Here is a 10,377-nt window from a genome sequence, read left to right as displayed (position 1 = left end):
GTGTATCGCTAAGGAAACCTTGTTGCAAATGCAATCTTTGGTTGAAGTTTGATTGCTGTTGTCTCGCGCTTTTTCTCAGAGGCAGAGGCAGAGGTCCGATCAGCACCCCGCTCTTGAAGACAGTCAACGTGGCCCGCCGTCCAGCGGCAACGCGCCCCGCCTATCCGAACCTCAGGCCGCAGGGCGGCTCAGGTTCACCCGGTTCCGGCCATGGGTTTTCGCCGTGTAAAGCGCCCGATCCGCCCGCGCCATCAAGGCTTCAGCCGAAAGCGGGTGGCCTTCCTCTTCCATAGGGCCGACGGAAAGGCCGATGCTGATGGTCACATGGACCGGCTGGGGCGTGCCGGGAACGACAAAGCCGCGGTTGCCGATATCGGCACAGATGGCCGCCGCTGTTCTCTCTGCATCCGCAAGGCCGGTGCCGGGCATGACGATCAGAAATTCCTCCCCCCCGATCCGGGCCACAAGGTCCATGCCACGCAGGTTGTTGCGCAGCCGTTCCGCCGTTTGCACCAGAACAGAATCCCCCGCGGCGTGGCCGTAACGGTCATTGATGCCTTTGAAGTGGTCCAGATCGGCGACCATCACCGAAAAGGGGCGGGCGGTCGCAACGGCATGTTCCGCGATATGGTCCAGATGGGGCAGGGCATAGCGGCGGTTGTGCAGCCCTGTCAGCGGGTCGAAAACGGCGGCCTTCAGCCCCGTGCGCACCGTGTCGCGCAGTTGGTCCGTCATTCGCTTGCGGCGCAAGATCGCATGCAGGCGCAGCGCCATTTCCGCCGGGTTGAAACCTTCGGTCATCAAATCATCCGCCCCTAGGTCAAGGGCGGTGGCGGCAAGCGCCGCATCCGGGGCCAGTTGCACCACCAGCAGCCCGGTGTGGCGGGTCTGGGCGTTGGCCCGCAGGGTCGAGATCAGACGCAAGGCTGCCGTGGCGGGCACGGGGTCTTTTGGCAGAACCAAAACGAAAGCGTCGGGCGGTCCATTGGCGGCGGCGGCGCGAATGGCCTCCTCCGGATTGGCGAGGGTGAGGTGCGCGCGCAACTGAGGGCGGAGTTGTTTCGCCCAATTCACGCTCACCGCGCTGTCGGAATGGATGATCACACAGTGGCTGCGGGCGGTGAATTCCGCCGCAGGCTCCGCCAGCCCGAGCGCGCGGGTCGTATCCTCACGCATTTCCCATTCGTCCGCCGCGTTGCGGGCGCGGATGAGGCTGCGGGTCCGGCCCAACAGCAGCGTGCAATCGAGCGGTTTCAGCAGCACATCGCTTACCCCCGCTTCGAGCGCGGTAAACCGGTCGACGGCCTGATCACTATTACCGATGGCCAAGACCGGTAGCTGCGCGGTATCTGGAGAGGCTTTGAGCGCGCGACAGAGGTCCGCCGCGCCACCACCCGGCAATGTCAGCGCGCAGATCACCAGATCTGGCGGGTTTTCCCGCAGGCAGGCCAAAGCCTCTTCCATGTCTTCGGCCTGAACGACGTGATAGTATGCCGCACAAAGCTTGACCTTGAGGGCGATGCGATTGGTCGCGATCGCATCTGCAATAAGGATGGTCCCTTGCACGACAACTCCTTCACCGTACAAATCAGTTTGATGCGAGAGTCTTTGCCCCCTAATGGTTAACAAAGGGTTTCCAACCTTCAGCAAAAAGACGGTTTTCCAATGTCCTATACCCAAGACACCGCTGAGACTTTGGCGCTTCAGGCGCTGGGCTGGCTGGCGGCGAATGATGATCTGTTGCCGGTGTTTCTGGGCAGCACCGGTGCCTCCGAAGCGGACCTCAAAACACAGGCCAGCGACCCTATTTTTCTGGGCGCTGTGCTGGACTTCCTGATGATGGACGACGCGTGGGTGATCGGGCTTTGCGACCATCTGGCGATCCCCTATGAGCGGATCATGCAAGCCCGCGCGGCGCTGCCCGGGGGGGAGCAGGTGCATTGGACTTAAGAAATGTTAAAGCGCTGCTGTTCGACAAGGATGGCACGCTTTTCGACTTCGCCGCGACTTGGGAGCCTTGGGCCGAAGCCTTCTTGCTGCGGGTCTGTGAGGGGGATCGCGGGCTGGCCGCACGGGTGGGCGCGGGCATTGGCTTTGACCTCGCCACGCGCCGTTTCGCCCCGGACAGTATCGCCATCGCCGGCACGCCGCAGCAGGTGGTCGATGCCTTGGCCCCGCATTTTCCTGACCGCCTGCCAGCGGATCTGTTGGACATCATCAACGCCGAAGCCAGCGCCGCGCCACAGCGGGAGGCGGTGCCGCTAAGACCGTTTCTGCAAGGGCTTCGCGACCGGGGTCTGCGCCTTGGCGTGGCGACGAACGATGCCGAACACCCCGCGCGGGCCCATCTGCTGGCGGCGGGGGTGGTCGATATGTTCGACTTTATCGCAGGATTTGACAGCGGCCATGGAGGCAAGCCGTCGCCGGGGCAGTTGCACGCCTTTGCCGCCCATGTGAACCTTCCCGCGGCCTCTGTCGCGATGATTGGGGACAGTGTTCACGATATGGAAGCCGCGCGGGTGGCGGGGATGCTGCGGGTCGCGGTGCTGACCGGCCCCGCCACGGCGGAAGACCTCGCCCCATACGCCGATCTGGTCTTGCCGGATATCGGCCATTTGGCGCAGCGCTTGGCCTGAGGGCGCTTTATTTTTCGACCATGCGCGCGCCTTCGAGCAGCCCCTCTTCAAGGGTATCGCCATGCAGGACCGAGATATCGCCCGTGGTCTCCAACACCACGGCGCGCACGTCCGAGAAGCGCAGGGCATTGGCCTCTCGCAACTTGGCGATCAGATCGGCGCGCGCGACGCGGGTCTCGCTGAGGGCGGCATCGAAAATCTCACCCTCCCGCATCAGGATCACGGGTTCGTTCTGTACGGCCTGCTCGAAGCTGTCGGAAGCCTGCCGTATCTTCGCGATGACGAATTGCGCGCCGAGCAGGGCGGAGATGGCCAAGGTCGGCTGGGCAAACTCCGGCCAAGTGGTGGCCTGACAGGCGCCCGCGAGCAGCGAGCCGGTGGCGACCGTGGCGACAAAGTCAAAAGCGGTCATCTTTGAAAAGGTGCGCAGCCCGATGACCCGGACCACGATGATCACCCAAGTCAGCGCAATGGCCGAAAGCAGCAGCGCCCGGGCGAGGATATCCAGTGGGAGGTGATCAAAGAACATCAGCCATGCCCCCCATTCAATGCCCGGCCCCGTTGGATAAAGAACCGCCCCAGAAGCACCACCATCGCCATGGCAATCAGGCCCAGATAGCGCTCATAGACGCCATCAATGCCGGTGGGCAGAAAAAAGAATGGCGGGGCCGAAACCAGCCAGAGAAGCGAGATCACCTTGAGCGACTTGGCAAGAAAGCTTGATATATCGGCGAAGCCTCTCGACAGCAGCCAAGGCACGGTGAGCATGATCAGGCCGAGCGCGTAGACCAGATAGATATGGATCACCACACCGTCGGAATCGCGGTCTCCGTATTCGTTGCGCGCGCCCACCAGAAAGACGATGAGCCCCAGCAGGGCGAGCCCGATGGTGGCGATGCTCCACCAGCGGTCGCCGAAATGCACATGGGCGCAAAGCAGGGCGCAGGCGATGAGCGCGGCGGAGAAGGCATAAATGCCGATGTCGACGATGAACTCATACCGTCCCGCGCCCAGATCGCTGATCGTGTCGGCGATCCAATCGTGATCCGGCACCACGAAATCCGCGATCAGGATCGATACGGCGAATATCACACAGCCAAGAATGGCCACCCAGCCCAGACAGACCATAAACCCCGGCGCGCTGTGCTGCCGGGGTGCTGTGACGTCATTGTTCATGTTGCGTAACCCTTCTTGGCCGCCTTGGTCGGACCCAAAGCATCAGTCCGAAAGCCGCGAGCGTTCTTCGGCGTTGGGGCTGCCGGCGGGAGCTTCGTCCAATGTGGCCTCGGGGCGGTGCAGGTCTTCTTGAGGTTTCTTGGGCGGTGTCTTGTTCTCGTCCTTGGGGTGTTTGGGATCATCGCTCATGAAAAGTCTCCTCAGGCTGGGGAGAGACGGGGCATCGCCTCTTCTTCCTTTACCGAACGCGCAGCATATGGCGGCGGTTCCGCGGGCGGCGCGGGCCGGGACCAAGGCAATTTCCCGACAACTGTATTCATCAGGTCAATCTTAACCACTGCCCCCGCAATCTGGGGTTGGGAAAATGGGAATGAGGCAATCATGCACGGGCTTATCAACCGCAGCATCCAAAACTACTTCTGCGCGAACTACGGGCAGAGGCTCTGGGCCGATGTGGCCGCGCGGGCCGGGTTGGATTTCACCGAATTCGAGGCGATGCTGACCTATCCGGATCACGTCACCCCGGCGGTGCTCGAAGCGGTCTGTGCTGTGCTGGACCGGCCCCGGGCCGAGGTGATGGAGGATGTCGGCACCTTCCTCGTGGCGCAGCCGGGCTATGAAGCCGTGCGGCGCTTGCTGCGGTTCGGCGGGGTCAGCTTCAGCGATTTCCTGCAATCGCTCGACGATCTGCCGGACCGGACCCGCCTTGCCCTGTCGGAACTGCATCTGCCCCCGGTCGAACTGCGCGAAGACCCTGATGGCCAATATTCCCTGATCTGTGAGGCGCCGCTCGTCGGCTACGGCTATCTGATGATGGGCGTTCTGCGGGCCATGGCCGACGATTATGGCGCGCTGGTGCTGCTGGAACATTGCGGGCGATCCGAAGGCGTCGAGGCATTGAAGATCATTCTGGTCGAGGCCGAATTCTCGGAAGGGCGTCGGTTTGAGCTTGGGGCGCGGGCATGAGTGGCGTAGGTCACGATCCGGCGGTTCTGGACAAGCTTTGCCCGATGCATCTGCTGCTCTCGGCCAGCGGCAGGATCCGCCACGCTGGGCCCACGATCCAGAAGTTGCGCCCGCAGGCGCCGCTGGCAGGGCGGCGGTTTCTGGATACGGTCACCGTCAAACGGCCCCGTGGCATAGCGGGAATGGAAGACCTGCGCCGGGCCGCCGGGGTCAAATTGCACCTCGCTTTTCGTGACGCCCCCCGGACCGAGTTGAAGGGCCTGCTGGTGCCGTTGGGGGATCGGCGTTTGATCGTGAACCTCTCTTTCGGGATTTCGATTTTCGACGGGGTGCAGGACTATGCGCTGACCAATGCGGATTTCGCCGCCACCGATCTGGCGATCGAGATGTTGTACCTGATGGAGGCGAAATCAGCAGCGATGGAAGCCTCGCGCCGTTTGAACCTGCGTCTGCAAGAGGCGCGGATCGCGGCGGAGGAACAGGCCTTTACCGATACGCTGACGGGGCTGAAAAACCGGCGCGCGCTCAACGCGGTGCTGGAGCGGTTGATCTCTGCCGGTGAGGGGTTTGCCGTGATGCATGTCGATCTCGACTACTTCAAAGCGGTGAACGACCGTTTGGGCCATGCGGCGGGCGATCATGTGCTGCAAGTCGTCGCCCGGATCATGCAGCAAGAGACGCGCAGCTCTGACATGGTGGTGCGTTTGGGCGGGGATGAGTTCACCGTGGTTCTGCCCGATGTGCGCAGCGAGGGCATCCTGCGCGGGATCGGCCAGCGGATCATCGACCGGCTCGAAGAGCCCATTCATTTCAATGGGGAGGTCTGCAAAGTCTCCGCCAGCATCGGCACGGTCTGGGTTCAGCGGGGGGACCGGCGATCGCGCGACGTGGTTTTGGCCAATGCCGATGCCGCGCTCTATGCCTCGAAACATGCAGGCCGGGCGCGGCATACTTTCTTTGACCCGGCTCTGCGCGCGGGGGGCGGGATGGTCGCCGCGCCTGCAGAAAAGGGCGGCGGCTAATCGCTCGGTGGCAGTCCGGGGCAGGGCGGAAGGGCACGGGGGCAGTGGACCGCGCAGATCGGCTGGCGTATCACAAGGGCATGAAATCGCCCCTGCATCTGCTTCGCCGCCTGCGCCAACGCCTGCACAACGCCCGCCGCCGCGCGCGCTTTGCTGCCTCCTTGCAGCATTTGCATGGGCCGAGCAAACTTGACGTTGCCCCGGGCGAGGTGGTGCTGATCGCCTTGGTGCGCGACGGCAGCTATTACCTCGACGCTTTCTTTCGCCATTACCGCGCGATGGGGGTGCAGCATTTCGTCTTTATCGACAACGGCTCACGCGATGACACCATCGCCCGGATCAAGGCCCAAAAGGGCACGGTGATTGACCGCTGCACCCTGCCCTTGGCCGAATACGAAGACCTGATCCGCCAATACCCGGCACAGACCTATGGCAAGGACCGCTGGTGTCTCTATGTCGATATGGACGAGATTTTCGATTTTGAAGGGCGCAGCCAGATCGGCATCAAGGGGCTGACCGCCTATCTCGACCGGCAGGGCTATACCGCTTTGGCAGCACAGATGCTTGAGATGTTTCCCAAAACCAGCCTCGCGGCGGCGGCGGGGATGCCCTACAAACAGGCGCTGCAATCCTTCCTTTATTACGACATCAGCGCGGTGCGCAAAATCGATTACCACAGCCCGGAGATTCCGTTCTCCGCCTTGCTGGCCGACAACGAACTTTCCAATGAGGCGGTGAAATTCGCCTTCGGCGGCGTGCGTGGCAAGGTCTTTGGTGAGAACTGCTGCCTGACGAAACATCCGCTGATCTTCAATGGGTCCGAGGTCACGCCCGCGCCGCATCCGCATCTCTCTTCGGGGTTGCGGGTGGCGGATATGACGGCGGTGATCAAACACTACAAATTCGCCAATGACGCCGCCGCGCGGGATGCCGAGACGCTGGGCGCGGGCAACCTGTCTCATGGCGAAGACGCGCGGCGCATGGCGGTGATCGGGCAGAACCCTGATGTCTCGCTCTTCTCACTGGATGCGCGGCGCTGGAACCGGGTCGAACTTCTCTATCGTGCGGGCTTTCTGGTGCCGTCGGAGGCCTATAGCGCCCATGTCGCCGCTTGGCGTGAAGAGCATGCCGCATGAGCATCGGTGCCGTCGTCATCGGCCGGAATGAGGGCGCGCGGTTGGAGCGGTCCTTGCAAGGACTGGCGGGGCAGGTGGCGCAGATCGTCTATGTCGATAGCGGCTCGACCGATGGCTCCGTCGCCATGGCGCGGGGGCTGGGGGCCAAGGTAGTCGAGCTGGACATGCAGCAGCCCTTCACCGCCGCGCGGGCGCGCAATGCGGGCATGGCGGCATTGGGTGAGGGGATCACGCTGGTGCAGTTCCTCGACGGGGATTGCATCCTGCGAGACGGTTGGCTGGCGGTGGCGGAGGCCCATCTGAGCGCTCATCCGCAGGTCGCCGTGGTCTGCGGCAGACGGCGTGAGGAAAACCCCGAAGCCTCTGTCTACAACAGGCTGATCGACCGCGAGTGGGATACGCCCGTGGGCGAGGCGCTTGCCTGTGGCGGTGACGCGCTGATGCGCTTGGACGCGCTGCGCGCTGTGGGCGGCTACCGGGCCGAGATGATCGCCGGGGAAGAGCCGGAGCTTTGCCAAAGGCTGCGCCGCGCGGGCTGGCAGATATGGCGGCTCGACGCCGAGATGACATGGCATGACGCGCAGATCACTAAGGTCGGTCAGTGGTGGCGGCGCAGCCTGCGGGCGGGCCATGCCTTTGCCGAAGGGGCCGCGCTGCATGGCCGCGGGCCGGACCGGCATTGGGTGGCCGAAACGCGCCGCGCGCTGCTCTGGGGGGCGCTTCTGCCCGCCGTGATCCTGCTCTTGGCGCTGATGCTCCCTTGGGCTGGGCTTGGGCTGGCTCTGCTCTATCCGCTGCAACTGTTGCGGTTGATGCGGCGGGGCGGGGCGGCTTGGGGCTTCTTCACCCTGCTGGGCAAATTCCCCGAAGCCTTGGGCGTGCTCAAATACCACATGCGCCGCGACGGGCGGATCATCGAATACCGCTGAGGGCTAGCGCGCCCGCCATGCCGCAAGCGTCAATCGCGGCAGGATCGCGAAACAACGGGCATAGCGCGGCACCAACCGCTGCGGGCTTTGCATAGCCCGCCAGAGCCACTCCAAAGCCAGCATCCGCATCCATTTCGGCGCGCGGCGCTGCCGCCCGGCGAGGAAGTCCAACCCCGCCCCGATCGAGGCGAAACCCACCCCCGGCGCGATGTCGCGCCCGCGCGCGGCAAGGATCTCTTGCTTGGGCGCGCCAAGGGCCAGAAAACACAGACGCGCGCCGCTTTGGGCGATCTCCCGCAGGGCGGTATCCGCCTCGGCGCTTTCGGGGTTAAAGCCCATGGGCGGGGCGGCGATATGGCAAATCTCCAGCCCCCGCAGGCGGGTCCGCAGGGCCGCTGCGGCCCCTTGCAGCGCGTCTTCGTCGCTGCCGAAAAAGGCGACAGGCAGCGACTGCGCGGCGGCCAATTCGCAAAGCGGCAGGATCAGATCGGAGCCGGGCATCAGCTCGACCGGCTGGTTGGCGAGTTGCGAGAGCCAGACCACGGGGCGGCCATCGGCCACGATGAAATCCTGCGCGCGATAGGCGGCGGCGAAGCCCGCATCGCGGGGCAATTTAGTCAGATGGTCGAGGTTGAGCGTGGCAAGGGCGAATCCCTGACCCGTGGCAAAGCGCGCGCGCAGCGCCTGAAACAATGCGCCCCGCGTCGCCACATTGACCTCCACGGCGGCAGGGCCGGTGCCATACTTCATGCCGCGCCTTCCGCCGTCACGCCGGGGATGGCAGGCGAGGGAACATAAGCTTTGCCCGCTATACCATTGATATCCTGTGCCATCTACCAATCACGTCCGCGCCAGAGTGAACCTGCGGCAAAACTAGCGGGATGACAGGGCTGGGGCCAGATGGTATTTTCGCCCGGCCCCATCCTGCCGCGCCCCGAGGCGGCTTTCGCGAAGGACGTCATGCCAAATCCCGTCGCCTACCTGATGTTGCTGATCTGGCCCTTCGTCTGTCTGGCCCTGTTTCGCAACCTGCCGCTTCAGCGGGCGCTGATCTGGTCGATCCTTGGCGGCTATCTGTTCCTGCCCCCGCTGGCGGAGTTCAACCTGCCGCTGGTGCCGGGTCTCGACAAAGTGTCGATCCCGAACCTGAGCGTCTTGCTGATCATCTGGCTGGGCACGCAGGAGAAATTGCACATCTGGCCCGCCTCCCGTCTGGCCGGGCTTTTGGTGCTGGGGCTGGTTTTTTCGGCGGTGCCCACGGTGCTGACCAATGGCGATCCGATTTTGTTTCAGTCGATCCGCGGCTTTGAGCCGATCCTTTTCCCCGTCGACACGCTGCCGGGGCTTTCGATCCGGGACATCGGCTCGGTGCTGATTGGGCAGGTGCTGATGCTGGTGCCCTTCCTGCTGGCGCGGCAGTTCCTTGCGGATGAAAAGGGGCTGCGGGAATTGCTCTTGGCCTTCATGGTTGGCGGGGTGATCTACTCCGTGCCTTCGCTGTTCGAGATACGTTTCTCACCGCAGCTCAACACATGGATCTACGGGTTCTTCCAGCATTCCTTTGAACAGATGATGCGCAATGGGGGCTTCCGCCCCATCGTGTTCCTGCCCCATGCGCTGTGGCTGGCGCTGTTTATGTGTATCGCGCTGCTGTCGGCGGTGGCGCTGGCGCGGCAGACCCCGGTGATCGACCGCTGGAAGATGCTCTTGCTGGCGGGCTATCTCGCCGTGGTTCTGCTGCTGTGCAAAAGCCTTGCCTCGCTGGCCTATGCGCTGCTTTTGGTGCCGATGGTGCTGCTGACCCCGGCGCGGTGGCAGATCCGTCTGGCGGTGGTCTTTGCCATCGTGGCGGTGATCTATCCGATGCTGCGCAATGCCGGTCTGGTGCCGCTCGATGCGATCCTTGCACAGGCCGAGGCGATCAGCGCGGACCGGGCGCAATCTCTTGGCTACCGCTTCATGAACGAAGAGCAACTGCTGGCGCGGGCCGCCGAGAAACCGTGGTTCGGCTGGGGCGGATGGGGGCGCAACCTGATCCGCGATGCGACGAACGGCAACATCCTGTCGATCCCCGATGGCCGCTGGATCATCGTTTTCGGCACTTTCGGCTGGCTGGGCTATTTATGCGAGATGGGCCTTCTGGCGCTGCCGATCATCCTTGTGGGGCTGCACCTCTACCGGAGGGGCGATGCGGGCCTATCCCCATGGCTCGCGCCGCTGCTTTTGATCCTTGGCATTACCATGATGGACATGTTGCTCAATGCCACGCTGACGCCGCTTACTTGGCTCACGGCTGGGGCGATCCTTGGCCATGCGGAAGGGTTGGCGGCGGCGCGCAAGGGGCGGAACAGGATCGACGCTCCAGCGTTGAACGCAAAGCGGACGGTTTTCTAAACCGCGTCCCATTCACGGCGCTGTGAAGCGATTTGGGCCGAAAGTGACCCTAGGGCACGTTATCGGCTCATTTTCGCCAGATTTGCCTGTTGTATGCTTCACCCGAAGCTTAAATTGA

Annotated in this window: 12 protein-coding genes; 7 read left to right on the top strand and 5 right to left on the bottom strand. The window is 63.5% G+C overall.

Annotated features, from left to right (window positions below; all coding sequences use genetic code 11):
- Positions 1 to 171: 171 nt before the first annotated feature.
- Entirely contained in the window at positions 172 to 1,566 is a 1,395-nt protein-coding gene (locus FCK22_RS02865; RefSeq protein ID WP_067261626.1) for a diguanylate cyclase, read from the bottom strand.
- Positions 1,567 to 1,665: 99 nt separating this feature from the next.
- Here FCK22_RS02865 and FCK22_RS02860 point away from each other — a divergent pair, with 99 nt between their 5' ends.
- Positions 1,666 to 1,950, top strand: coding sequence for a DUF3572 domain-containing protein (locus FCK22_RS02860; protein WP_067261624.1), 285 nt, complete (start codon positions 1,666 to 1,668; stop codon positions 1,948 to 1,950).
- Positions 1,941 to 2,636 carry an HAD family hydrolase gene (locus tag FCK22_RS02855; protein ID WP_067261622.1) on the top strand — a complete coding sequence of 232 codons (696 nt, stop codon included), beginning with the start codon at positions 1,941 to 1,943 and terminating at the stop codon, positions 2,634 to 2,636. Before FCK22_RS02860 ends, FCK22_RS02855 begins: the two co-directional genes overlap by 10 nt.
- 7 nt (positions 2,637 to 2,643) lie before the next feature.
- Here the strand turns inward: FCK22_RS02855 and FCK22_RS02850 are convergent, their stop codons facing one another.
- From FCK22_RS02850 to FCK22_RS18830, 3 genes are all read right to left on the bottom strand, one after another.
- Positions 2,644 to 3,165, bottom strand: coding sequence for a YetF domain-containing protein (locus FCK22_RS02850; protein WP_067261620.1), 522 nt, complete (start codon positions 3,163 to 3,165; stop codon positions 2,644 to 2,646).
- Positions 3,165 to 3,764 carry a DUF998 domain-containing protein gene (locus FCK22_RS02845; protein ID WP_136720203.1) on the bottom strand — a complete coding sequence of 200 codons (600 nt, stop codon included), beginning with the start codon at positions 3,762 to 3,764 and terminating at the stop codon, positions 3,165 to 3,167. Before FCK22_RS02845 ends, FCK22_RS02850 begins: the two co-directional genes overlap by 1 nt.
- A gap of 90 nt (positions 3,765 to 3,854) precedes the next feature.
- Positions 3,855 to 4,001: a hypothetical protein gene (locus FCK22_RS18830; protein ID WP_156505607.1), complete on the bottom strand. Its 147-nt coding sequence runs from the start codon at positions 3,999 to 4,001 to the stop codon at positions 3,855 to 3,857.
- Positions 4,002 to 4,193: 192 nt separating this feature from the next.
- Between FCK22_RS18830 and FCK22_RS02840 the strand changes: the two genes are divergently transcribed.
- Genes FCK22_RS02840 through FCK22_RS02825 form a run of 4 tightly spaced genes read left to right on the top strand, consistent with a single transcriptional unit; the run spans position 4,194 to position 7,865 of the window.
- Positions 4,194 to 4,778 (top strand): heme NO-binding domain-containing protein, encoded by a 585-nt coding sequence (locus FCK22_RS02840; protein ID WP_067261617.1) that lies wholly within the window; start codon positions 4,194 to 4,196, stop codon positions 4,776 to 4,778.
- Complete coding sequence (locus tag FCK22_RS02835; RefSeq protein ID WP_067261615.1) at positions 4,775 to 5,800, top strand: GGDEF domain-containing protein; 1,026 nt, start codon at positions 4,775 to 4,777, stop codon at positions 5,798 to 5,800. The genes FCK22_RS02840 and FCK22_RS02835 overlap by 4 nt, the downstream gene beginning before the upstream one ends.
- 44 nt (positions 5,801 to 5,844) lie before the next feature.
- Entirely contained in the window at positions 5,845 to 6,936 is a 1,092-nt protein-coding gene (locus FCK22_RS02830) for a glycosyltransferase family 2 protein (protein WP_248646414.1), read from the top strand.
- Positions 6,933 to 7,865, top strand: coding sequence for a glycosyltransferase family A protein (locus FCK22_RS02825; RefSeq protein WP_067261614.1), 933 nt, complete (start codon positions 6,933 to 6,935; stop codon positions 7,863 to 7,865). The genes FCK22_RS02830 and FCK22_RS02825 overlap by 4 nt, the downstream gene beginning before the upstream one ends.
- Before the next feature lie 3 nt (positions 7,866 to 7,868).
- On the opposite strand, the gene FCK22_RS02820 is transcribed toward FCK22_RS02825, so the two are convergent.
- Positions 7,869 to 8,615 (bottom strand): WecB/TagA/CpsF family glycosyltransferase, encoded by a 747-nt coding sequence (locus FCK22_RS02820; protein WP_136720197.1) that lies wholly within the window; start codon positions 8,613 to 8,615, stop codon positions 7,869 to 7,871.
- A gap of 150 nt (positions 8,616 to 8,765) precedes the next feature.
- Between FCK22_RS02820 and FCK22_RS02815 the strand changes: the two genes are divergently transcribed.
- Positions 8,766 to 10,259, top strand: a complete 1,494-nt coding sequence (locus FCK22_RS02815) for a hypothetical protein (protein ID WP_231886263.1) — start codon at positions 8,766 to 8,768, stop codon at positions 10,257 to 10,259.
- Positions 10,260 to 10,377 lie beyond the last annotated feature (118 nt).

Source organism: Sulfitobacter sp. 15WGC (genome assembly GCF_005068605.1).
Classification (GTDB): domain Bacteria; phylum Pseudomonadota; class Alphaproteobacteria; order Rhodobacterales; family Rhodobacteraceae; genus Sulfitobacter; species Sulfitobacter faviae.
This window is presented reverse-complemented; position numbering and strand designations above follow the sequence as displayed.

What these genes read in the sequence shown, in the direction of transcription:
- FCK22_RS02835 (WP_067261615.1), top strand. Translation starts at nt 4,775, where the DNA reads ATGAGTGGCGTAGGTCACGATCCGGCGGTTCTGGACAAGCTTTGCCCG.
- FCK22_RS02850 (WP_067261620.1), bottom strand. Translation starts at nt 3,165, where the DNA reads ATGTTCTTTGATCACCTCCCACTGGATATCCTCGCCCGGGCGCTGCTG.
- FCK22_RS02825 (WP_067261614.1), top strand. Translation starts at nt 6,933, where the DNA reads ATGAGCATCGGTGCCGTCGTCATCGGCCGGAATGAGGGCGCGCGGTTG.
- FCK22_RS18830 (WP_156505607.1), bottom strand. Translation starts at nt 4,001, where the DNA reads ATGAGCGATGATCCCAAACACCCCAAGGACGAGAACAAGACACCGCCC.
- FCK22_RS02860 (WP_067261624.1), top strand. Translation starts at nt 1,666, where the DNA reads ATGTCCTATACCCAAGACACCGCTGAGACTTTGGCGCTTCAGGCGCTG.
- FCK22_RS02820 (WP_136720197.1), bottom strand. Translation starts at nt 8,615, where the DNA reads ATGAAGTATGGCACCGGCCCTGCCGCCGTGGAGGTCAATGTGGCGACG.
- FCK22_RS02840 (WP_067261617.1), top strand. Translation starts at nt 4,194, where the DNA reads ATGCACGGGCTTATCAACCGCAGCATCCAAAACTACTTCTGCGCGAAC.
- FCK22_RS02845 (WP_136720203.1), bottom strand. Translation starts at nt 3,764, where the DNA reads ATGGTCTGTCTGGGCTGGGTGGCCATTCTTGGCTGTGTGATATTCGCC.
- FCK22_RS02815 (WP_231886263.1), top strand. Translation starts at nt 8,766, where the DNA reads ATGGTATTTTCGCCCGGCCCCATCCTGCCGCGCCCCGAGGCGGCTTTC.